At 65.6% G+C, this 21,207-nt stretch carries 18 protein-coding genes; 10 read left to right on the top strand and 8 right to left on the bottom strand.

Annotated elements, in window-relative coordinates:
• Positions 1–99 precede the first annotated feature (99 nt).
• From FDY95_RS14835 to FDY95_RS14825, 3 genes are all read right to left on the bottom strand, one after another.
• Positions 100–387 carry a hypothetical protein gene (locus FDY95_RS14835; RefSeq protein ID WP_138078833.1) on the bottom strand — a complete coding sequence of 96 codons (288 nt, stop codon included), beginning with the start codon at positions 385–387 and terminating at the stop codon, positions 100–102.
• A 280-nt stretch (positions 388–667) separates the two neighbouring features.
• Positions 668–1,336, bottom strand: coding sequence for a DUF4159 domain-containing protein (locus tag FDY95_RS14830; protein WP_138078831.1), 669 nt, complete (start codon positions 1,334–1,336; stop codon positions 668–670).
• Positions 1,337–1,415: 79 nt separating this feature from the next.
• The gene (locus FDY95_RS14825; RefSeq protein WP_138078828.1) at positions 1,416–2,123 is read right to left on the bottom strand and encodes a 16S rRNA (uracil(1498)-N(3))-methyltransferase; all 708 of its coding nucleotides are present in this window, start codon (positions 2,121–2,123) and stop codon (positions 1,416–1,418) included.
• 78 nt (positions 2,124–2,201) lie between these two features.
• Between FDY95_RS14825 and FDY95_RS14820 the strand changes: the two genes are divergently transcribed.
• Positions 2,202–2,669, top strand: a complete 468-nt coding sequence (locus FDY95_RS14820) for a hypothetical protein (RefSeq protein WP_138078826.1) — start codon at positions 2,202–2,204, stop codon at positions 2,667–2,669.
• Between the two features lie 66 nt (positions 2,670–2,735).
• Here the strand turns inward: FDY95_RS14820 and FDY95_RS14815 are convergent, their stop codons facing one another.
• The gene (locus tag FDY95_RS14815; protein ID WP_138078824.1) at positions 2,736–3,557 is read right to left on the bottom strand and encodes a S1/P1 nuclease; all 822 of its coding nucleotides are present in this window, start codon (positions 3,555–3,557) and stop codon (positions 2,736–2,738) included.
• A gap of 154 nt (positions 3,558–3,711) precedes the next feature.
• Between FDY95_RS14815 and FDY95_RS14810 the strand changes: the two genes are divergently transcribed.
• The 6 genes from FDY95_RS14810 to FDY95_RS14785 all read left to right on the top strand — a co-directional run bounded on the left by FDY95_RS14810 (position 3,712) and on the right by FDY95_RS14785 (position 12,657).
• Positions 3,712–4,893, top strand: coding sequence for an SDR family oxidoreductase (locus FDY95_RS14810; RefSeq protein ID WP_138078822.1), 1,182 nt, complete (start codon positions 3,712–3,714; stop codon positions 4,891–4,893).
• A gap of 244 nt (positions 4,894–5,137) precedes the next feature.
• The gene (locus FDY95_RS14805) at positions 5,138–7,165 is read left to right on the top strand and encodes a tetratricopeptide repeat-containing sensor histidine kinase (RefSeq protein ID WP_138078820.1); all 2,028 of its coding nucleotides are present in this window, start codon (positions 5,138–5,140) and stop codon (positions 7,163–7,165) included.
• A gap of 190 nt (positions 7,166–7,355) precedes the next feature.
• On the top strand, positions 7,356–10,484 hold the full coding sequence (locus tag FDY95_RS14800; protein WP_138078818.1) for a YncE family protein: 3,129 nt from the start codon (positions 7,356–7,358) through the stop codon (positions 10,482–10,484).
• A complete protein-coding gene (locus FDY95_RS14795; RefSeq protein WP_138078816.1) occupies positions 10,484–11,128 on the top strand; it encodes a response regulator in 645 nt (214 codons plus the stop codon). The genes FDY95_RS14800 and FDY95_RS14795 overlap by 1 nt, the downstream gene beginning before the upstream one ends.
• A gap of 33 nt (positions 11,129–11,161) precedes the next feature.
• Positions 11,162–11,608: a hypothetical protein gene (locus tag FDY95_RS14790; protein WP_138078814.1), complete on the top strand. Its 447-nt coding sequence runs from the start codon at positions 11,162–11,164 to the stop codon at positions 11,606–11,608.
• A complete protein-coding gene (locus tag FDY95_RS14785) occupies positions 11,542–12,657 on the top strand; it encodes a tail fiber domain-containing protein (protein ID WP_138078812.1) in 1,116 nt (371 codons plus the stop codon). Before FDY95_RS14790 ends, FDY95_RS14785 begins: the two co-directional genes overlap by 67 nt.
• 79 nt (positions 12,658–12,736) lie before the next feature.
• Here the strand turns inward: FDY95_RS14785 and FDY95_RS14780 are convergent, their stop codons facing one another.
• The gene (locus FDY95_RS14780) at positions 12,737–13,264 is read right to left on the bottom strand and encodes an SRPBCC family protein (protein WP_138078810.1); all 528 of its coding nucleotides are present in this window, start codon (positions 13,262–13,264) and stop codon (positions 12,737–12,739) included.
• A 209-nt stretch (positions 13,265–13,473) separates the two neighbouring features.
• On the opposite strand from FDY95_RS14780, the gene FDY95_RS14775 reads away from it, so the two are divergent.
• Positions 13,474–14,022, top strand: a complete 549-nt coding sequence (locus FDY95_RS14775; RefSeq protein ID WP_138078808.1) for a hypothetical protein — start codon at positions 13,474–13,476, stop codon at positions 14,020–14,022.
• Positions 14,023–14,112: 90 nt separating this feature from the next.
• Here FDY95_RS14775 and pckA read toward each other — a convergent pair whose 3' ends face one another.
• Complete coding sequence (gene pckA / locus FDY95_RS14770; protein ID WP_394348396.1) at positions 14,113–15,735, bottom strand: phosphoenolpyruvate carboxykinase (ATP); 1,623 nt, start codon at positions 15,733–15,735, stop codon at positions 14,113–14,115.
• A 235-nt stretch (positions 15,736–15,970) separates the two neighbouring features.
• Between pckA and FDY95_RS14765 the strand changes: the two genes are divergently transcribed.
• Positions 15,971–17,707: a peptide MFS transporter gene (locus FDY95_RS14765; RefSeq protein WP_138078804.1), complete on the top strand. Its 1,737-nt coding sequence runs from the start codon at positions 15,971–15,973 to the stop codon at positions 17,705–17,707.
• An 83-nt stretch (positions 17,708–17,790) separates the two neighbouring features.
• Positions 17,791–19,119 (top strand): MFS transporter, encoded by a 1,329-nt coding sequence (locus FDY95_RS14760; RefSeq protein ID WP_138078802.1) that lies wholly within the window; start codon positions 17,791–17,793, stop codon positions 19,117–19,119.
• 88 nt (positions 19,120–19,207) lie between these two features.
• Here FDY95_RS14760 and groL read toward each other — a convergent pair whose 3' ends face one another.
• Positions 19,208–20,851, bottom strand: coding sequence for a chaperonin GroEL (groL, locus tag FDY95_RS14755; RefSeq protein WP_138078800.1), 1,644 nt, complete (start codon positions 20,849–20,851; stop codon positions 19,208–19,210).
• 33 nt (positions 20,852–20,884) lie between these two features.
• Entirely contained in the window at positions 20,885–21,172 is a 288-nt protein-coding gene (gene groES / locus FDY95_RS14750) for a co-chaperone GroES (protein ID WP_111476960.1), read from the bottom strand.
• Between the last annotated feature and the right edge of the window lie 35 nt (positions 21,173–21,207).

Below are 21,207 nucleotides of genomic sequence, written 5' to 3'. Positions count from 1 at the left end.
TGGATCCAACGGGTTGTTCCGTTGGGGTGCTCCAAAATTGGCGCGGCGGGCTGAAGCCGGGCTGAAGCCGGGCTTAATTTTTCTTCAGGCCGGAAAAACCTACTCGGGATTCTGCTCCAGGAAACGCAGCAGCAAAACCATCAAGGTCAGCACGTACGCGGGCCAGGCCAGCATGAAGTAAAACTTGAGTGCTCCAAACAGCGCAGGTCCCAGCAGCATGGCGGGCAGAAAGATCAGGCAGGAGGCCGTGGTAAAGGAAATGTTCTGCCAACGGTAGCTCCACCAGCACAGCAGCGCCCACAGCAGCTGTGGCGTCCACACAACCAGTCCAATGAACTGGTAGGCCAGCACGTCCCGGTCGTTGGTCGGCTGACAGGCGGTACACAAAGAAGCTGTTTAGAAAGTCCAGAACGTCCTACTTTAGCTGTTGTCCGCTTGTCAAACCGAAGGTCGGCGTAGCCAAGCATCTCTACGGATTGTGAATTTTCTATCTGGCGAAGCGGTAGAGATGCTTCGACTTCGCTCAGCATGACGTTCTGGTAACTGTCGGCAACTTTCTAAACAGCTTCAAAAGGAGCGTGGCTGCGCCGATACCGAACAATATACTCCTGGGCATCTTTCGCGAGCTGATTTCCTGTCACATGTTACCTGTCACCTCATCACCCAATTACTGCTGCGTCAGGGCGTAGGCCAGCAGGTTGGCGCCCATGCGCAGGGCTTCTTCGTGCTTTTCCACCGGGTCCTTGTACACCTCGGGGTCTTCCCAGCCGTTGCCCAGGTCGCACTCGTAGGTGTAGAAGCACACCATCCGGCCCTTGTAAATCAGGCCAAAGCCCTGGGGCCGCTTGCCGTCGTGCTCGTGGATTTTGGGCAGGCCCTTGGGAAAGGCGAATTTCTGGTGGTAGATGGGGTGGGTGAAGGGCAGCTCCACGAAGTCCAGCTCGGGCAGCACCTTCTTCATCTCGGGCCGGATGTACTTGTCGAGGCCGTAGTTGTCGTCGATGTGCAGGAAGCCGCCGCCGAGCAGGTAGCGCCGCAGGTTACGGGCTTCGGCGTCGGTGAAGGTGACGTTGCCGTGGCCGGTCAGGTGCACGAAGGGGTACTGCAGCAGCAGGGGCGAGCCGGGCTCCACCACGGCTTCCTCGGGCGCGATGTTGGTCTTGAGCGTCTGGTTGCAGAAGCGGATCAGGTTGGGCAGCGAGGTTTTGTTGCCGTACCAGTCGCCCCCGCCGCCGTACTGCAGGCGGGCAATCTGGAAGCTGGGCGCGGCCGGGCCGGCGGCCGTGAGCGGCAGCAGGAGCACCAGCAAAAGCAGAAAACGGGAAAGCAGATTCATCGAAAAAGCCGGAAAAGGCGGAAAGGAGCGAGGCGGCCCACGGTGCAACGGCCCGCCCAAGCTAAGGACAACGCGGCGGCTAGACTAATTCCCGCGCCACGTGCACCGTGTGGCAGGCGGCCAGCGCGGCCGTTTCGGTGCGCAGGCGGGTGAGGCCCAGCGCCACCGGCCGGATGCCCCGCGCCAGCGCCAATTGCAGTTCGTCGGGGGTAAAGTCGCCTTCGGGGCCGATGAGGATGCAGCAGCCCGCGCCCTGCGCCGCCACCTGGGCCAGCGAAATCCGGTGGTCATCGACCAAATGGGCAATGAAGGTGGTTTCGGGCGCCAGCCCGCGCACGAAAGCGGCGAAATCCGTCAGCTCCTCCAGCTGCGGCAGCCAGGCCTGGCCCGACTGCTTCAGGGCGCTGACGGCTATGCGCTCCAGCCGGTCGAGCTTCAGCTCGCGCCGCTCGGAGCGGGCGCAGCGCAGAAACGAAAGCCGGTCGATGCCGATTTCGGTGGCTTTTTCCACCAGCCACTCCATGCGGTCCAGGTTCTTGGTGGGCGCCACGGCCACGTGCACGAAGTAGGGCCGGCGCGCCACCTGCTGCTCCTGCGTGATGCGCAGCTGGCAGCGCTTGGGGTTGTCGTCGCTGACTTCGGCCTGGTACACCCCGCCGCGCCCGTCGATGAGCTCCACCGGGCTGCCGGGCTGCAGGCGCAGCACCCGCACGGCGTGCTTGCTTTCGTCTTCGGGCAGGGTGTAGGTGAGGCCGGCGAGGTCGGGGGCGTAGAAGGTGTGGGGCATGGCAGGGGCAAAGGTAGGACGAGCAGGGGTTGCCGGCGCCCGGTTACCTTGCGGCATCACCCTACCGCCACCGGGCTTATGGATTGGAATCAGCTAAAAGAAGAAATCTACTATGTCGATGGCTCCCTGCTTGACATCTACGTGCTGAACACCACTGCGGAAGACTGGTGGCGCTGGGTAGAACTGGTAAATGCCAATTACTCTGTGACGTTCAGTGGCCTCGACAGCGGCCAAACCCAGGACTGGATTGATTTTGCCGTGGTCGAGCGTATGTGGGCTAAGCCTGAAGAAAGAGAATGGAGCACGGCACGAATTCAGCTGCGCAACTTTACCATCAACTGCCTATTCTTCTGGGAAGGCGACATCGAAAACGACATCGACCCCAAGGACTTTCAGTCAATCGAAGACCATGAAGCGCTTCTGCTGTACCTGCAACGGGTGTCGGAAGCCCTGCAGAAACCCGTGCGGCTGACGCCCGAAAACACGGAGGAAATGGCCTTAATTGAGGTAAACGGCTCGGATGTCCGCATCACTCCGCCTCAATAACAACGCGCAACGCCCGCGACTGAAGGCTTCAGCGCGGGCGTTGCAGTTGGTCCCAAGTTCGATGGCTTACTTCAGCGCCTCGTTCAGCACTTCGGCCAGGCGGATGCCGCCCTGCTGTAGGCGCACGCGTACCTCGTCGATGTGCTTTTTGTAGTATTCCGCGTCGAGCGTGGTGCCGTTGGGCGCCTCGGCGTACTGCTTGGTGCTCACCAGGTACGACTCAAACAGCCACTGCTCCACCGGCGACTTGGCCCAGATGGCGGCCAGCTGCTTGTCGGGGTGGTCGTAGTCGGCGGCCATTTTGTCGTCGGAGAGGCCCTGGGCGTGAATCAGGCCGCTGTCCCACATGCGGTGCAGGTTGGTGCCCTCGCCCTGAAACTGCAGCTGAATGTCGTTGCCGCCCTTGTCCTCGGCCCGGCTCACGTGCATGGGCTCGTGGATGTCGCCGACCAGGTGCACCACGAATTTGAGCGCGTCAAGGCGCTTTTCGCGGGGCTGGGTCTTGTCGGCGAGCAGCTTGAGGTTGTCGTTGAAAGCCTGGTAGGCGTTGGCCTCGGTTTTGGCCTTGAGCTGCTGGTTGAACTCGCCGAAGCCGTAGCCCAGCGGCAGGTTGACGAAGTGCCAGGCGCCGGTGCCCTTGTACTCGGGCTGGTTGCGCACCTCGTCGGCCCAGGAGGCCACGTCGGCAATGGACTTGTCGCCCAGCAGCTCCTTGATCTGGGCCGCGGCCTTGTTGGAGAGGTGCTTTTGGGCAATCAGGGCAATGGTGCGGTGCCCTTCGCGGCCCCAGGCCGCCGCATCGAGGGAAGAAAGCAGCAGCAGGGCCGCGGCAGTAAGCGAAGCCGCCGTGCGGGCGGCGCGGCGGAGCAAACGGGACAAAGAACGCATGCGGGAAAGGGGAAAAAAGAGCCCAACGACGCGCGTGGCACGCCGGAGGCTGCACAAAGGTCCGGCAAAAAAAGTTCGCACCGAAGCCGCCGCCCCGCCGTAGAAGAAAGCTTACAAGCCTTCATTCTTAAATCCACAACCAAGCTCCCAACCAATGGCCCTGAAACTCAAAAAGCTCAACGACCAGGTTATCGTCATCACCGGTGCCAGCTCCGGCATTGGCCTCGTTACGGCCCGTATGGCCGCCAAAAAGGGCGCCCGGCTGGTGCTGGCCGCCCGCTCCGAAGAAGCCCTGCGCCAGCTCACCAGCGAAATCCGGCAGGACGGCGGCCAAGCCGTGTACGTGGTGGCCGACGTGGCCGAGCCCACCGCCGCCCGCACCATTGCCCAGAAAGCCCAGCAGGCCTTCGGCGGCTTCGACACCTGGGTGAACAACGCCGGCGTGAGCATTTACGGCAAGGTGGAGGAAGTGCCCATCGAGGACATGCGCCAGCTGTTTGAAGTGAACTTCTGGGGCCTGGTGCAAGGCTCGCTGGAAGCCGTGAAGCACCTCAAAACCAAGGGCGGCGCGCTCATCAACGTGGGCAGCATCCTCTCCGACGTGACGGCCATTCTGCAGACGGCCTACTCGGCCAGCAAGCACGCCGTGAAGGGCTTCACCGACGGGCTGCGCATGGAGCTGGAAATGGACGGCGCCCCGGTGTCCGTCACGCTCATTCAGCCCGCCGCCATCGACACGCCGTACCCCATCCACGCCAAAAACTACATGGAGCGCGAGGCCATTCAGGCCCCGCCCACCTACGCCCCCGAAACGGTGGCTCGCGCCATCCTGCACAGCTGCGCTACGCCCGAGCGCAGCGTGGTGGTGGGCGGCGGCGGCCGCGCCATGATTGGCATGGAGCACTGGACGCCCGGCCTGCTCGACAAGTTCATGGAGAAGTCCTTCGCCAAGCAAACCAAGGCCGACTACGCCCCGCGCCCCCTCAGCCAGAACGGCCTCGACCGGGCCATGGGCAGCCTGGAGGAGCGCGGCAACTACGACGGCCACGCCCGCGAAACCAGCTACTACACCGAGGCCGTGACCAGCAAGAGCCCGGTGCTGAAAACCGCCCTGGCCGTGGGCGCCGGCCTGGCCCTGGCCACCTGGCTGAGCAAGTCACGCAGCCCCAGCGGTGGCGCAGGGGTGCGTAACGGGCGGCACTACCACCCCCGCAGCACCCCCGACGACGGCCGCCCCGCCAGCTACGCGGCCAGCCTCAACCACCCCGACTCGGCTACTTTAGCGGGCCATGACCACCGCTACTCCACCCAGACCCGGCACGAGGACCTGCCGTAATGCCCGGCTCCGCCAGCCGTAAACCCACGGGCCGCTTCCGCACGGAAGCGGCCCGTGGTGCTTTTGCGGGGCGCGGTGACCTTGAAGTTGCGTTTGGGGGTTGGCTCCCGGTGGGCATATCTTGGAGCGCTGCTTTGGCTATTGCCCGGTGCGCCGCGCCACCTGCGGCCGTCGGCAGGCCAGCGCTACGCGCCGACCAGGCCCGCCGTGGGCATTACTTACTACTGCTGATTTTCAGAAGAATATGGCAAGGCGGCCGCCCGGTGGTGGACAAAGATGGAGCTGGTGGCTGGCCGGGCTGTTGGTAGTACTACTGGCGGGCCGCACCCTGGCCCAGCCGCTGCCGCCCGTGCCCGACAGCCTGCGGGCGGCCGTGACGACCCACCAGCCGCCCGCGGCCGAAGCCTTGCTCCGGGTTGCCCGCGCCTACCTGGGGCCGTTCGACTCGGCGGGCGTGGTGGGCTACGCGCGGGCGGCCGAGCAAACCGCCTACCGCACCCAGCAGCCCGCGCTGGCCGGCCAGGCCCTGGACGTGCGCGGCGACTATTACCGCGAATCGGGCCGGCCCGCGCTGGCCCTGCCGCTGCTGCTGCGGGCCGGCCGGCTGCTGGCCGCCGCCCCGGCCGCGCTGCAGGCCCAGCAGCGCTACCACCTCGGCATGGCCTACGGCGACCTGGGACAGCCCGGCCGCGCCCTGGCTCTCTACCGCGAAGCCCTGCAGCTGGGCACCGCCGACCGGAAACTTCGGGCCAACGTCTACAACTCGCGCGGTCTGGTGTACTACAAGCAAAACCGCCTCGACTCGGCGGTGGCCAATTACTTCCGGGCCTTGCGCCTGACGCCGGGCCTGGCCAGCACCGGCATCGAAGCCTCGACGCTGGGCAACCTGGGGCTGGTGTACCTGCGCCAGCAGCGCTGGGCCGAGGCGGCGCGCTATTTCCGGGCCGGCAAGGCCCTGGAAGCGGCCCAGGGCGATACGATGGCGCTGGCCTCGTCGTGGCAATACCTGGGGCGGGCGCTGATGGGGCGCGACAGTCTCGCGGCGGCCCTGCGCTGCCTGCGACTCTCGGAGCGGCTGGCCCGGCGCAGCCACTTGGCCAACTACCTCCCCCAGGCCTGGATGTTGATGGGGCAGGCCTACCAGCGCCTGCAGCAGCCCGACTCCGCCCGGCCCTATCTGCTGCGGGCCGTGGCCACCCAGCGTCAGCGCGGGGCGGCCGGCGCGGCGGCGGTGGCGCTGGTGTCGTTGGCCGATTTTTACCGGCAGCAGGGCCAGTGGGCGTTGGCCGAGCAAACGGCGCGGCAGGTACCGGCCGCCTCGGGTACCAATTTCAACTGGCAGGCCCAGGCCTGGGGCATCCGACGGGAAGTGGCGCTGCACCAGGGCAACTACCCGGCCGCTTACGCCGCCCTGGCCCACGAACGGGCCTTGCAGGACTCCCTACGGGCCCTCGACAACCGCCAGCTGACCGAGGCCCTGCGCAACGAGTACGAAACCGACCAGGCTCTGGCCCAAGTGCAGACCCTCACCCGCGAGCGGGAAGTGCTGCGTCTGCGCCGTCAGCAGCAGACCCTGGCCACCGCGCTCGGCGCGGTGGTGCTGCTGGCCGGGGCGGGTCTGGGGCTGGGGGCCTACCGCCGCCGCCAGCTCCGCCGCGAGCTGGCCCTGCGTACGCGCCTTTCCGCCGACCTGCACGACGAGGTCGGCGGCCTGCTCACCCAGATTTCCATGCAGGCCAACCTACTGGGCGCCGGCCTCTACGCCCCCGAGGAGCAGCAGCCCCAGCTGCAGGAAATGGCCGCCGCCAGCCGCGCCGCCGCCGCCCAGCTCCAGGACGTGGTGTGGGGCTACGACGCCCACAACGACTCGGCCCGCAGCCTGCTCGACCGCATGCGCGACTACGCCTACGAGCTGCTGGGCAGCGGCGAGCTGACCATTGCCTTCGACGCCGACCCCCACCTGCCCGCCCGCGCCCTGCCGATGGAAGCCCGCCGGGCCGTGTACCTGATTTTCAAGGAAGCTCTGCACAACGTGGCCAAGCACGCCCGCCAGGCCCGGCACGTCACCGTGGCGCTGACCCTGGCCGACGATACCCTGCAGCTGGCCGTAGCTGACGACGGGCCCGCGCCCGCGCAGCTGCCCCGGGCCAGCGGCCACGGCCTGCGCAACATGCGGGCTCGCGCCGAGGCCGTGGGCGGCACTTGCGCGGCCGGCTACGGCGCGGTGCCCGGCCAGCCCGGCTGGGGCGTGCGCGTGCGCGTGCCGGTGTAGATTAAAAGATAGGAGGGGGGCGGGTATGAGGATAAGGGTTTAGGACGGTTGCAGGATAGGGGCTGGGCAGCAGAGTCAGAGAATGCGCAATTCAGACCGTAAACACCTCTCCCCCGCACACGGCTAAGCCACCCCGGGGTACATCAAGATGTACTTACGCCGCATGGGGCCGGGAGCTTGCTTTGCGGGTATGAAAACACTGCTACGTTCGGCGGCCCTGATCTGGAGTCTCGTATTACTATCGATGGGCGCCGGCTGGGCCCAGAACGTGGGCATCGGCACGACCGCGCCCACCCAGAAGCTGGACGTGAACGGCAACGTGCGGGTGCGGGCCGCCGCGGGCACCGGCGACGGCCGCCTGCTGGGCGTGGAGGCCGACGGCACCTTGAAAGTGCAGCCCCCGTTGTTCGGGGCCGCGGCCACGCCCAGCCCCCAGGCGCCCGCCCTGGTGGGCAGCGCCGCCGCCACCGATGGCGAGCCGGTAAAGGTGCTGCTCAACCCCGCCGGCACCCGCGCCTACGTGCTCACGCGCGTCAGCCTGACCAATCCCGCCGGGCAAAAGCGGGCTTCCCTGCAAGTCTTCGACGTGAGCGGCCCCACGCCCGCGCCAGTGGGCAGCCCGGTGCTGACGGTGGCGGGCGGCATTGATATGGCGCTGAACCAGGCCGGTACACGGGTCTGGGTGCTGGGGTACGAGCCCGGCAGTTCCAACGGCTTCATCCAGGGCTTCGACCTCAGCCAGGGGCAGCCGGTGGCGCTGGGCGGGGAGGCGCCTGTTGGGTATTCGCCCCAGACTATAGCGGTGAACCCCACCGGTACGCGGGCCTTCGTGTGGGATTCCACTCAGGAGCTCGTGACGTTTGACCTCAGCCAGGGGGGCACCCCGGTGCAGCTGAACGCGTTACCCGTCGCGTGGATTCAGGACCTGGCGGTGAACCTGGCCGGTACTCGTCTGTACGCTGTTGATGGCAGCCAGGAGTTGACAACCTACGACATCAGCAGCGGCCTGCCCGTAGCCGTCGGCAGCTCGGTAACTACGAGCGGCTACTCGGATGAGCTGGCGGTGAGTCCCAGCGGAACCCGCCTATACCTACTTAGTAGCGCGCCCAGCATGCTGAGCTCCTACGACATCAGCAGCGGCCTGCCCGTAGCCGTGGGCACCCCAGTCGCAGCGGGCACGTATTACTCCTACGGTCTGGTCAACAGTGCCAACGGGGCGGTGCTGGCGGTGCAAAACTTTATCGATGGAACGTTGCTTGTGTACGACGTAAACGGCAGCGGCCTGCCCGTGGCGCGGGCCGCTGCCCCGGGCATAACCGGGGGCGGCCTGGCCCTGAGCCCGGACGGCTCGCGCGCTTACCTGACCTACGCCGGCAATACCCTGCGGACCGTGCTGCTGGCCGCCCCGCGGGTGCTGGCCGTGGGCAGCGACGGGTCGCTCGGTAGCGTGGACCCTGCGCTGTTCAAGGACAACCTGGGCGACCATACCGCCACCCGGAACCTGAACCTGGCCGGCAAACTTCTGGTGAGTGGGGGCAGCCAGGGCCTCGCCCTCGACAAAGACGGCAACGTGGGCATTGGCACCGGCCGATTCCTCGATTATGCCCCGCCGCGCCTGGGCATCTTTGGCTCGTCCGCCAGTCAGGGCGTCGAAACCATCGTGCGCCTCACGCGCCCGTACCAGGGTGCCAAAGTTGCCAGCGTGGCCGAGTGGCGCCTGGGCTCATTCTCGGCCGACAACGCCTCTGCCTCGCGCCTGGACCTGGCGCTGCAGTACAGCAGTGTGTTCGGGACGGGGTTTGCCACGGTGCTATCGGCGCAAAGCAATGGGCGCATCGGGCTTAGCACCACCGAGCCCGCCTCGCAGCTGGCCAACACCAACCTGAACATTATCGGCTCGGATCAGCTGGGCATCAATGAGAAGTCGCTGACCTGGCTGCACGACAACCAGGGCTACGCCGCCGCCGTGGGCAACACGCTGGCCGGGTACGGCGGCAACGGCCTGGCCGTGAAAGTGGCCGACAGCGGCAGCAACACCACCGCCCTGGACGTGAGCCAGGGCCCCGGCGTCTCGACGGCGGGCACGACGCTGCTGCGGGTGCGGGCCGACGGCAACGTGGGCATCGGCACCGGGGGGCCCAGCGCCCGGCTCGACGTGGCCGGCAGCACCCGCCTGCGGGGGCTGACCACGGCCGGCATCGTCACCACCGACGCCAACGGCAACCTGAGCAGCGCGGCGGCCAGCACGCTGGGCGACAACCTGGGCAACCACCTGGCCACCCGCAACCTGAGCCTGGGCGCTTTTCAGCTCGTGGGCAACGGCGGCACCGCGGGCCTGAGCATCAGCAGCGGCGGCTCGGTAGGCATCGGCACGGCCAGCCCGGCCGCGCCGCTGCACGTGGCCACCGGCGCCGTGCCGGCGGCGGTGCTGGAAGGCAGCAACGCCGGCCCCCACCTGGAGCTGCGCAAGCCGGGCGCCGGGCTTGCCAACATCGACTACATCGGCACGGATTTCGGCGGCACCCGGGGCGGGGCGCTGGAGCTGCGGGGCGCCTCCTCGGTGCAGCTCAGCGGCGACGGCGACCCCAGCAGCCCCGACCTGACGGTGCTGGCCAACGGCCGGGTGGGGGTGGGCACCACCGCCCCGCGTGGCCTGCTGGACGTGGCCGGTACCGGCGACAGTTACCTCGTGCCCGACCCCAACAATGGCAGCTCCCAGAGCCTGTTCCTGCCCGGGCACCTGTGGCTGACGCCGTTTAGTGGCAACAGTGGCATGGCTTACCTGCAGGCCCGGGTGCCCAATGCCTCCGCCAGCACCCGCATCGGCCTCACCCTGCGCACCACCAACGGCACCAGCCTGGTAGACGCCCTCACCTTGGCCGCCGACGGCACGGCCGCGCTGGCGGGTCCCCTCACCGCGCCGGCCGTGACGACCACCACGCTAACCGCCACCACGGCCAATGCCACTACCGTGAATGCCACCACAGTGACTACCAGTGCCGTGACTTCGCCCGCCACCGGCACGGCCAATATGGTGGCCGCCGGCTACGGCAACGTGTTCGGCGTGGGCACGCTCTCCAGCGCCTCGGCCAACGTAACCGTGGCCCACGCCGGCCCGGGCGAGTACGTGCTGACCTTTACCGGCCCGCTGGCCACGGCCGATCTGGGCAGCCGGGCCGTGGCCTTGACGCTCTACAACGGGCCGGGCTTCATCAGCTTCGTGAGCGGCAGCGGCCCCGGCAAGCTGCTGGTGCGCACCTACAACACCGGCGGCACGCTCACCGACCGGGGCTTCAGCTTCGTAATTTTCCAGCCCTGATGCTTACCTCCACCATGCCCCTGCCCCTGGCCATTATCGAAGACCTGCCCGCCGTGCGCCGGGGCCTCGAAACTTACCTCTGCGCCCAGCCCGAGTTCAGCTGCGCGCTGGTGGTGGGCTCGGTCGAGGAGTTTCTGGAACAAATCGAGCACGCCGCCACGCTACCCCGGCTGGTACTCAGCGACATTGGCCTGCCCGGGCGCTCGGGTATCGAGGGCGTGGGCCTGATCAGGCAGCGCCTGCCCCAGGCCGAAGTGGTGCTGCTCACGGCCACGCTCGGCGACCCGGCCCGGGTGTTTCAGGCGCTGTGCGCCGGCGCCGTGGGCTTTTTTCTGAAAACTACCCCGCTGCCTGAGCTCAAAGCCGGCCTGCTGGCCGTGGCCGAGGGCGGCAGCAGCATGAGCCCGGCCGTAGCGCGGGAGGTAGTCCGGTACTTTCAGCCCACGCCCGACCCCGAGCAGGTGCTGTCGGCCCGGGAGCAGCAGGTGGTGCGCGCCATCGAGCAGGGGCTGAGCTACAAGCTCATTGCCGATCAGCTGGGCATCACGCTCAACACCGTGCGCCGCCACATCAAGAGCGTGTACGCCAAGCTGCACATCAACAGCAAGGGCGAGCTGCTGGCCCGCACCCCGCGCCGGGGCTGAGGGCGCATGCGCCCGAGCCGGATTTTTGCCGGCATGACTACACTGCTACCCGCCGCTGCGTCACGCGGCCGCCGCGCCCGACTGATCCTGGCCGTTTCATTGTTGCTGGGGCTGCCGCTGGTCGGCCAGGGGCAAAGCGTGGGCATCGGCACCACGGCGCCGGATGCCTCTGCCGTGCTGGAGCTGGCGGCGGCGGGCAAGGGCCTGCTCATCCCGCGCCTGGACTCGGCCGCGCGCGTGGCCATTACCGCGCCGGCCACGGGCCTGCTCGTGTTCCAGACCGCGCCGCGCCCGGGCTTCTACTACTACGGCGGCGCGGCGGGCTGGCTGTTCCTGGCCGACAAGGCCCGCGGCGGCGACAACCTGGGCAATGGCGTGGCCACCCGGGCCATAACCTGCAGGGCAACGCCTTGGTGGGCACCGGGGCCGAGCTGCCGGCCGGGGTGGTGGGCGTGGGCGTGCGCGCCGACGGGGGCCTGAACCTCGGCCAGAATACGGCCGGCAACCTGTTCGTCGGCTACCAGAGCGGCCGCGCCAACACCAGCGGTTTTTTCAATCGGTTTATTGGCCTCCAGAGCGGCTTCTCAAACACGACCGGCAACTTCAACCAGTGTAGCGGGAACCAGAGCGGCTTCTCGAACACGACCGGCCTCGACAATCAGTTCGACGGCATGCTGAGCGGGTATTCGAACACGACGGGCAACTTCAACCAGTTCAGCGGCTACCGCAGCGGCTACAACAACACCACCGGCAGCAGCAACTGGGCCTTCGGGTACCAGAGTGGCCCCACCACCGGCAACCTGACCAACGCCGAGGCCATTGGCTACCGGGCCCTGGTCGGCCAGAGCAACACCCTGGCGCTGGGCGGCACTGGCTCCGAGGCCGTGCGGGTGGGCATCGGCACGCCCGTGGCGCAACTGGAGGTGCAGCTGCCTTCGGCCACGGCGGCGGCGTCGCTCAAGCTGGAGCACCGCGGCTCCAACCTGATTGTGCGCCCGCTCAGCGGGGGCGGGCCGGCCAGCGTGGTGGAAAACACGGCCGGCAGCCTGCTGTTCAACCCCAGCGGCGGCAACGTGGGCATCGGCACCGCGGCCCCGGCTTACACGCTCGACGTGGCCGGCACCATTCGCGGCAACAACGTTTCACCCTCCGACGCGCGCTTCAAGCAGCAGGTGCGGCCGCTGCGCGGGGCTCTGGCCGGGGCGCTGGCCCTGCGCGGGGTGCGCTACCGCTGGAATGCGCTGGGCGTGCAGCGCGGCGGCGTGGCCGGAGCCGAGCAGGTGGGCTTGCTGGCGCAGGAGGTGGAGCAGGTTTACCCCGAGCTGGTCAGCACCGACGCCGCGGGCTACAAAGCCGTCAATTACGCCCAGCTCACGCCCGTGCTCCTGGAAGCCCTCCGGGAGCTGGCGGCCCAGAACCAGGCCCTGCAGACGCAGGTCGATACCCTGCAAGCCCAGCAGGCCGGCCTCCAGCGGTTGGAGCAGCGGGTGCGGGCCCTGGAAGCCGCTACCGCCCAAGCCGCACGCTAATGGCCGGCCACCTTGGTAGCGCGTGGTGACTACCCCCAAGGGAAGGCCGGCTCCGGCGCAAACCAGACTTGCGTACTCCTTAGTGGCTGGCTACCAGCTCCGGGCGGGCAGGCGTTGCCGCCGTGCCGGTTTCGAGCAGCTGACGCAGGGTGCGCAGGTAGCGCGTCATCATCCAGCCAGTGTACCAGCGCAGAAACCATACGGGCGGCGCGAAGGGCAGCCCCCGCCGCACCACGGCTTGCTCGAAGCGCAGCGTGTAGGTCAGCTCGGTGTGGCTTGGGCCCAGGGCCCGAAACTGCCGCTCCACGTCCTGCCAGGCCGCCTCGCCGGGCAGGGCGGTGCAGCGCACGTAGCGGTCGGGCTCATAGGCCACGTAGACCAGGCGCGTCAGGGCGTGGGGGCAGCGGGGCGAGAGGAAGGCGTCTTCGGTAGCTACCACGCCGGGGCCGGGCGCGGGCGCGTCGAGCCGGGTCTGGTGAATTTCCCGGCGCCAGCGGGCGTCGTGGCGCAGGTCGGCGGCCAGGGCAAAGACGGCGGGCAGGGGCGCGGCCAGGCGGATGCGGCGCGTGACTTCGATAACGGGCGTGCGGGGAGCGGCAAGGAGCATCGGAAGGGGCCGCCGACTGCGCCGGACGCGCAACCTGCGCGGGTGCCAGCCAACTGCCGCTGCGAAGGTGGGCCCTGGATTCGTCGCTGACAATCGCACAAGCATGTGACGCGGGCTCCACTCCTGTGTGTTGGTTTGGGGGCCGTCGAATGTATCTTATGCCCGGCCGACGGAAAAGCGCTGAGCAAGTAGACCGACCCCACGACATCATGACCAGCAACGACTACTGGCAGCGCCTGCCCCCGTTTGATTACGTTGTCACTTATTCCTTCAACCGCGGCCCCAAGCTGCAGCGGCTGAAACAGGCCGCCGCGGAGCTTCGACAAGCCACTCAGGTAGAGCTGATGACAGCCCGCTTCATGCGCCAGCGTCTGCTAGGACAGCGTATGGAGGAGCTGGCGCAGTTTGACCAGCGGCAGGATGTGCCCCTGACTACTGCCGCTGGCAGTTTCGACATTACCGCCAGCCCCGTTACCCAATTCGCTCGAACCGATGAGCACACCGAACGGCTACGCAGCATTCTAACCACTCCGGTAAGCAGTAACTGGGCCGCAGGCTGCCGACCGGTTTTCCGCGACGCCCTGGGGTTTCACGATTCCGCGGGCCACATCGTGGAGGTATTGAACATCTGCTTGCAGTGTCATTACCTGCAGAGCGAATCCGGGCAGCTTATTGAAGCCGATGCATCGGTATACGACCAGCTACGGCAGCTACTGGGGGCACTGGGCCACCCCATCGAAACCCACCACGAGCAGTAAATTCTCGCAAACAAAAAGCCCCGCCGGCAGCTGCCAGCGGGGTTTTCCTTGGTGAGTGAATGAGTGGTTGTAGGGTGTTGTTGGGCAGTGTTAGGCTTCCACGGCGGCTTTGGGGGCACCGGCCATGATTTCCTCGTTGGCGAAGTCGGCGAAGCGCTGGAAGTTGTCCACGAATTTGTGGGCCAGCTCATTAGCCGTTTTGTCGTAAGCTTCCTTGTCGGCCCAGGTGTTGCGCGGCTCCAGGATGTCGGCGGGTACGCCGGGCACCGAGGCGGGCACTTCCACCCCGAAAATCGGGTGCTTGTGGAATTCCACGTCGTTGAGCTTGCCTTCCAGGGCGGCCGTAATCATGGCGCGGGTGTAGCCCAGCTTCATGCGCGAGCCCACGCCGTAGCTGCCGCCGGTCCAGCCGGTGTTGATCAGCCACACGTTCACGTCCGGGTGCTCGTCCATTTTCTGGCCCAGCATTTCGGCGTACTTGGTGGGGTGCAGCGGCAGGAACACCTGGCCGAAGCAGGCCGAGAAAGTCGTCTGCGGCTCGGTCACGCCCATTTCGGTGCCGGCCACCTTGGCGGTGTAGCCCGACATGAAGTGGTACATGGCGTGCGACTTGTCCAGGCGCGAAATCGGCGGAATCACGCCGAAGGCGTCGGCCGTGAGGAAGAAGATGTTCTTCGGTACGCCGGCCACCGAGGGCTCCACCGCGTTCGGGATGAAGTGGATGGGATAGGCCGTGCGGGTGTTTTCCGTCACCGATTTGTTGGCGTAGTCCACCGTGTGGGTGCCCGGAATGAAGCGGGTATTCTCCACGATGCTGCCGAACTTGATGGCGTCCCAGATTTCGGGCTCCTTCTCGCGGCTCAGGTCAATAACCTTGGCGTAGCAGCCGCCCTCGAAGTTGAAGATGCCGTCGTTGCCCGGCATCCAGCCGTGCTCGTCATCACCTACGAGGCCACGGTTGGGGTCAGCCGACAGCGTGGTCTTGCCCGTGCCCGAGAGGCCGAAGAAGATGGCCGTGTCGCCGTCCTTGCCCACGTTGGCCGAGCAGTGCATGGCCAGCGTGTTGTGCTCGTGGGGCAGCAGGTAGTTCAGCACCCCGAAGATGCCTTTCTTCATCTCGCCGGCGTAGCCCGTGCCCCCGATCAGAATCATCTTTTTCGAGAAGTTCAGGATGGCGAAGTTGGCCTGTCGGGTGCCGTCCACGGCCGGGTCAGCTTCGAAACCGGGGGCGCAGATGATCGAGAAATCCGGCGTCCAGCTGGTGTCCGCGCCGGCTTCGGGGCGCAGGAACATGTTGTTGCAGAACAGGTTGTGCCAGGCCAGCTCGTTCACCACGCGCAGCTTCAGCTGGTAGTCGGGGTGGGCCCCGGCGTAGGCTTCCCGCACGTAGATTTTCTTGTCGGCCAGGTAGGCCACCATCTTCTCGTGCAGCTGGTCGAACTTCTCGGGGCTGAAGGCAATATTAATGTCGCCCCACCACACCGAGTTGGCGGTGTTTTCGTCCTTCACGACGAAGCGGTCCTTGGGCGAGCGGCCGGTGAACTTGCCGGTGTCGGCCATCAGCGCGCCGGTATCGGTCAGGGTGCCTTCCCCGTTTTTGAGCGCCTCTTCCACCAGTTCGGCGGGCGTCAGGTTCAGGCAAACCTCTTTCGCCTGGCGGATGCCCAGCGGCTGGAGGCGGTTCATGGCGTTGGTGGAAGCAGCAGTTTCCATCATAAGCACGGACTGTGGGATTGGAAATGGGTGGGGACAGGGGATTGGTAAGGCAAAAGTAGGCGAAAAACCGTTAGGACTGCAAACGTTTGCGCTAACACTTGTAAGGTTAGTTACGACACCAGAAATTAGAAAGATTTCTTAGATTTACCCGTAAGCCCCAGCCCCGCCACGGCCGCTGTCGGGCTTTTTTGCTACCTTTTTCTCTCACTCTTACCCCACTTACCCCGCACTCATGCAAGTAGCCACCGCCCAGGCGCCGCCGCCGACTCCCACCAGCTCCGGGCACCCGAAGGGCCTGTACGTGCTCTTCGCCACCGAAATGTGGGAGCGTTTCAGCTATTACGGCATGCGCGCCCTGTTGTCGCTGTACATGATCAAGGCGCTGCTCCTCAACAAGGAGACGTCCTCGCTTATCTACGGCAACTACACCTCGCTGGTCTACCTCACGCCGCTGCTCGGGGGCTACGTGGCCGACCGCTACTGGGGCAACCGCCGCTCTATCCTCGTCGGCGGCCTGGTTATGGCCTTGGGCCAGTTCGCGCTGTTTTTCAGTGCTTCGTTCTACCAGGCCGGCCAAACCAGCGTGCCCGCCGCACAGCTGGCGCTGTTTTTCCTGGGTCTGGGCTGCCTGATTTTCGGCAACGGCTTCTTCAAACCGAATATTTCCTCGATGGTGGGTACGCTGTACCCGGCCGGCGACAAGCGCATCGACGCGGCCTACACCATCTTCTACATGGGCATCAACCTCGGCGCGTTCTTCTCGCCGCTGGTCTGCGGTACCCTAGGCGACACCGGCAACCCCGCCGACTTTAAGTGGGGCTTCCTCGCCGCTGGCATCGGCATGCTCATCGGCTCGCTCACCTTCGAGCTGTTCAAAAAGAAGTACGTGGTAACCGCCTCGGGTGCCCCACTGGGCGCCAAGCCCGAGCGCACCGTGGAGCACGCCACGCAGGTGCCGGTAAACACCGATTCGCCGGTGCGCAGCGAAACCATTGCCCAGCCGGCCGCCAAAAGCTTCGCCAGCAAGCTGCCCATGCTCATCGGCGTGTTCGTGGTGGTGTACGCCGCCATTGCCTGGCTGATGAACTACGACTGGGTGGGCGCGCTAGTCTTCTCGGCCATGATTGTGATGCCCATGGCCGTGCTGGCCGACAACTCGCTGACCTCGCGGGAGCGGGAGAAAATCTACGTGATTCTCATCCTGAGCTTCTTCGTAATCTTCTTCTGGGGCGCGTTCGAGCAGGCCGGTGCCTCGCTCACCTTCTTCGCCGACGAGCAAACCAACCGCCAGCTGACCAGCACCTACACCGTACCGGCCTCGTTCTTCCAGTCGGCCAACGCGCTGTTCATCATCATCTTCGCCCCGATTTTCGCCGTACTCTGGGGCGGCCTGGGCCGCAACGAGCCTTCCTCGCCGCTGAAGATGTCCATCGGCCTGATGCTGCTGGCCGTGGGCTACCTCATCATTGCCTTCGGCGTGAAGGGCGTGGATGCCAACACCAAAGTGAGCATGTTCTGGCTGATTACCATGTACCTGCTGCACACCTTCGGCGAGCTGTGTTTGTCGCCCATCGGCCTGGCGCTGGTCAATAAGCTGGCCCCGGCCCGCTTCGCTTCGCTGCTGATGGCCGTGTGGTTCCTGGCCACCGCCGCCGGCAACAAGCTGGCCGGCGTGCTGTCGGGCCTGTACCCGGCTGGCCCCGGCGAGTTCAAGAAAGCCGCCGACGCTGGCATCGACCTGCCCGCCATCCTCAACGGCACCCAGCAGGCCACGGCCGAGGTGGTAACCAAGCTGAAAGAGCTGGAAATTCCCTACCAGTGGCCCTCGTTCCTGGGCTACCAGATCCACAGCCTCTACGACTTCTTCATGATTTTCGTGGTGCTGTCGGCCGCCGCTTCGTTGATCCTGTTCGTCATCTACCGCAGACTGACGAAGATGATGGACGAGCCGGTGGCGCCGGTAGCGTAAGCGCAAGCCACTCCGCTCATTCTGATTGTTACCAAGCCCGTCGATTGATTTCGGCGGGCTTTTTTCCGCCCTTATTCGCGCATATGACGCACCAATACGTCACCTTACCAGCCCGGCCGCAGGCCCGCCCCCGTACCTCGGCCGCCCCGAACCTGCTTTGGCTGGGCATGATTATCGGCCTGGAGCGCCTGACGTACTATGGCACCCGCAGCGTCCTGACCATCTTTCTGGAGGAGCAGCTGCAGGTGCCACGGACTCAGGTCAGCCCCTTGCTCACTACCATCGATGCGCTGCTGTGCCTGCTGCCGCTGGCCGGGGCGTTCATTGCCGACCGGTATTGGGGCCTAGCCCGCGCCCGGCTGGCTGGCGGCGTGGTGCTGCTGCTGGGGCAACTGGTGCTGGTTGGCGCCAGCCTGAGTGGTGCGTTGGGGTGGGAGCTGGTATGCATGGGCTTGGTGCTGCAGGTGCTGGGCAATGCCCTATTGGCGCCCGCCCTGTATGCCTCGGTTGGGCAGCTATTCGCCCGCGACGATTCGCGCAACCAGCTGACGGGCTTCGTGCTGCTAACGGCTTTCGTCATGGCCGGGGCGTTCATGGCCTCGACGGTGGTCATACCTCTTGCCTCGGGGTTTGGCTACCCCACGGGCTTGGGTATGACGGCCGCCAGTGCTGCCGCAGTGGTCATGTTGCTGGCGCTGCTGCCCAAGGCGGGTGCATCGGAAACCGAAGAATCCGCGTCGCCGGGCCGTTTGTGGCTGGGCCCATCAATCGGGCTGCTGTTCCTGGCAGCCGGCAGCGCTTGGTGGCTGTTGCGAGCCGAGCCCGTTTGGATATTGCAGCTGCTCAGTGCAGCATTGATTTCGGCTGCCTTGATTTACTGCAGCTTCCGGGTCGGCCTGCGCAGCCTCGGGCTGCTGGTCGTGCTCATGCTGGCCGACGTGCTGACGGTGGTGCTAATGGTGCTGATGCCCAGCCTAACTTACGACGGCGTGCAAGTCGGGTCGTCGCTGAGCATCGGACTGATGGTGGCCGGGCCGTTGGTGGGGCTGCTGCTCGCTTGGCTGTGGGTCAGCCGGCAGCCGGCTGGCGGGCCGGGGCCACTGGGCCGCCTCGTTGTCGCCTGCGGAATTGTGCTCGGACTATCGGTACTGCTTTGGGGAGCTGCCCTGGCCCTGAACACCACGCCCGCTGCCGACGCCGTAGCCTCGTCGGCTAACAGCTGGGCCATGGCCTTGGCCGCCATGGTGCTGCTCTATCCGGCCAACAACGTCCTGAACGTACTGTTGCCTACGCTGACAGCCCGGCGCGCCCCGGTCCGGTACCTGGCCCTGCTGATGGCGGCGGGGTTCATCATGAGCCGCCTCGGTGGGGTGCTGGGCGAAGCGCTGCTGGCCTGGTGGCAAGGCAGCTAAAGCCGGTTACCACACGCAAAAAGCCCCGCCGGACCAGGTCCGGCAGGGCTTTTTATTGAACCAGAGCAGTGCAGCTCGGGCCGGCTGATTACATCATGCCGCCCATGCCACCCATACCGCCCATGCCACCAGCGTGGCCGGCGTCGGCTTTGTCTTCGGCTTCCTCCGAAATCACGCACTCCGTGGTCAGCAGCAGGCCAGCAATGGAAGCAGCGTTTTCGAGGGCCAGGCGGGTCACCTTGGTCGGGTCGAGGATACCGGCGGCCATCAGGTTTTCGTACTTGTCCTCGCGGGCGTTGTAGCCGAAGTCACCTTTGCCTTCGCGCACTTTCTGCACCACGACCGAGCCTTCGCCACCGGCGTTGGCCACGATGGTGCGCAGGGGAGCCTCCAGAGCGGTGCGGATGATGTTCACGCCGGTGCGCTCGTCGCTGTTGATGGTGTCAACGGCTTCCAGGGCATCGAGGGCGCGCACCAGGGCCACGCCACCGCCAGGTACCACGCCTTCTTCTACGGCGGCGCGGGTAGCGTGCAGCGCGTCGTCTACGCGGTCTTTCTTCTCCTTCATCTCCACCTCGGTGCTGGCACCGATGTAGAGGATGGCTACGCCGCCCGAGAGCTTGGCGAGGCGCTCCTGCAGCTTCTCCTTGTCGTAGTCCGAGGTGGTCGTCTCGATCTGGGCCTTGATCTGACCGACGCGGGCGGTGATGTCCTCTTTGCCGCCTTTGCCGTTGACGATGGTCGTGTTGTCCTTGTCAACGATGATTTTCTCGGCCTGGCCGAGGTAATCCAGCGTCGCGTTGTCCAGCTTGTAGCCGCGCTCTTCGCTGATAACGGTGCCGCCGGTCAGGGCCGCAATGTCCTCCAGCATGGCCTTGCGACGGTCACCGAAGCCCGGAGCCTTCACGGCAGCGATTTTCAGCGAGCCGCGCAGTTTGTTCACCACCAGCGTAGCCAGTGCCTCACCGTCCACATCTTCGGCGATGATCAGCAGGGGCTTGCCGGTTTGCACCACTTGCTCGAGCACCGGCAGGAGCTCCTTCATGGTGCTGACTTTCTTGTCGTAGATCAGGATGAAGGGCGAGTCCAGCTCCACTTCCATCTTCTCCGCGTTGGTCACGAAGTAGGGGGAGAGGTAGCCGCGGTCGAACTGCATGCCTTCCACCGTTTTCACTTCGGTTTCGGTGCCGCGGGCTTCTTCTACGGTGATGACGCCTTCCTTGCCCACTTTGTCCATGGCGTCGGCAATCATTTTGCCGATTTCCTGGTCGTTGTTGGCCGAAATGGTGCCTACCTGAGCAATTTCCGACGAGTTTTCAATCTTTTTCGACTGGGCCTTCAGGTTGGCCACGACGGCGTGTACCGCCTTGTCGATGCCGCGCTTCAAGTCCATCGGGTTGGCCCCGGCGGCTACGTTTTTCAGACCGGCGCGGTAGATGGCCTGGGCCAGTACCGTGGCGGTGGTGGTGCCGTCACCGGCCTGGTCGGCGGTTTTGGAAGCCACTTCCTTTACCAGCTGGGCGCCCATGTTCTCGATGGGGTCCTTCAGCTCGATTTCTTTCGCTACGGTTACGCCGTCCTTGGTGATGGTCGGAGCGCCGAATTTCTTGTCGATAACCACGTTGCGGCCTTTCGGGCCAAGGGTTACCTTCACGGCGTTAGCCAGTTTATCTACGCCGGCAACGAGCTTGTTGCGGCCTTCAATGTCAAAGTGAACGAGTTTAGCGGCCATGGGGCTGTGCTATGGGTATTAGAGGGGAAATGCTTACAGGATGGCGAAAATGTCCGACTCCTTCATGATGAGGTAGTCCTGGCCGTCGACGGTAATTTCGGTGCCGGCGTACTTGCCGTAGAGCACTTGGTCGCCCACCGATACCTGCGGCTTCACCAGCGTCCCGTTTTCGGTCTTACCGGAGCCCACGGCTACTACTTCGCCGCGCTGCGGCTTTTCCTTGGCCGTGTCGGGGATGATGATGCCCGACTTGGTTTTCTCTTCGGCGGCAGCCGGCGCGATGATAACGCGGTCGGCCAGCGGTTTGATGCTAACTGCCATACTGTGGTGTTAGGTTTGGTATGTTGAAGTTGGAG

The sequence above is a fragment of the Hymenobacter jeollabukensis genome, from assembly GCF_005771675.1.
In the GTDB taxonomy this organism is placed as follows: domain Bacteria; phylum Bacteroidota; class Bacteroidia; order Cytophagales; family Hymenobacteraceae; genus Solirubrum; species Solirubrum jeollabukense.
The sequence above is the reverse complement of the archived record's forward strand: the minus strand, read 5'-3'. Positions and strand labels throughout refer to the sequence as shown.

Coding starts and splice junctions, on each gene's coding strand:
- FDY95_RS14830 (WP_138078831.1), bottom strand. CDS start 1,336: ATGAATCTGCTTTCCCGTTTTCTGCTTTTGCTGGTGCTCCTGCTGCCG.
- FDY95_RS14825 (WP_138078828.1), bottom strand. CDS start 2,123: ATGCCCCACACCTTCTACGCCCCCGACCTCGCCGGCCTCACCTACACC.
- FDY95_RS14820 (WP_138078826.1), top strand. CDS start 2,202: ATGGATTGGAATCAGCTAAAAGAAGAAATCTACTATGTCGATGGCTCC.
- FDY95_RS14815 (WP_138078824.1), bottom strand. CDS start 3,557: ATGCGTTCTTTGTCCCGTTTGCTCCGCCGCGCCGCCCGCACGGCGGCT.
- FDY95_RS14810 (WP_138078822.1), top strand. CDS start 3,712: ATGGCCCTGAAACTCAAAAAGCTCAACGACCAGGTTATCGTCATCACC.
- FDY95_RS14805 (WP_138078820.1), top strand. CDS start 5,138: ATGGCAAGGCGGCCGCCCGGTGGTGGACAAAGATGGAGCTGGTGGCTG.
- FDY95_RS14800 (WP_138078818.1), top strand. CDS start 7,356: ATGAAAACACTGCTACGTTCGGCGGCCCTGATCTGGAGTCTCGTATTA.
- FDY95_RS14795 (WP_138078816.1), top strand. CDS start 10,484: ATGCTTACCTCCACCATGCCCCTGCCCCTGGCCATTATCGAAGACCTG.
- FDY95_RS14790 (WP_138078814.1), top strand. CDS start 11,162: ATGACTACACTGCTACCCGCCGCTGCGTCACGCGGCCGCCGCGCCCGA.
- FDY95_RS14780 (WP_138078810.1), bottom strand. CDS start 13,264: ATGCTCCTTGCCGCTCCCCGCACGCCCGTTATCGAAGTCACGCGCCGC.
- FDY95_RS14775 (WP_138078808.1), top strand. CDS start 13,474: ATGACCAGCAACGACTACTGGCAGCGCCTGCCCCCGTTTGATTACGTT.
- pckA (WP_394348396.1), bottom strand. CDS start 15,735: ATGGAAACTGCTGCTTCCACCAACGCCATGAACCGCCTCCAGCCGCTG.
- FDY95_RS14765 (WP_138078804.1), top strand. CDS start 15,971: ATGCAAGTAGCCACCGCCCAGGCGCCGCCGCCGACTCCCACCAGCTCC.
- FDY95_RS14760 (WP_138078802.1), top strand. CDS start 17,791: ATGACGCACCAATACGTCACCTTACCAGCCCGGCCGCAGGCCCGCCCC.
- groL (WP_138078800.1), bottom strand. CDS start 20,851: ATGGCCGCTAAACTCGTTCACTTTGACATTGAAGGCCGCAACAAGCTC.
- groES (WP_111476960.1), bottom strand. CDS start 21,172: ATGGCAGTTAGCATCAAACCGCTGGCCGACCGCGTTATCATCGCGCCG.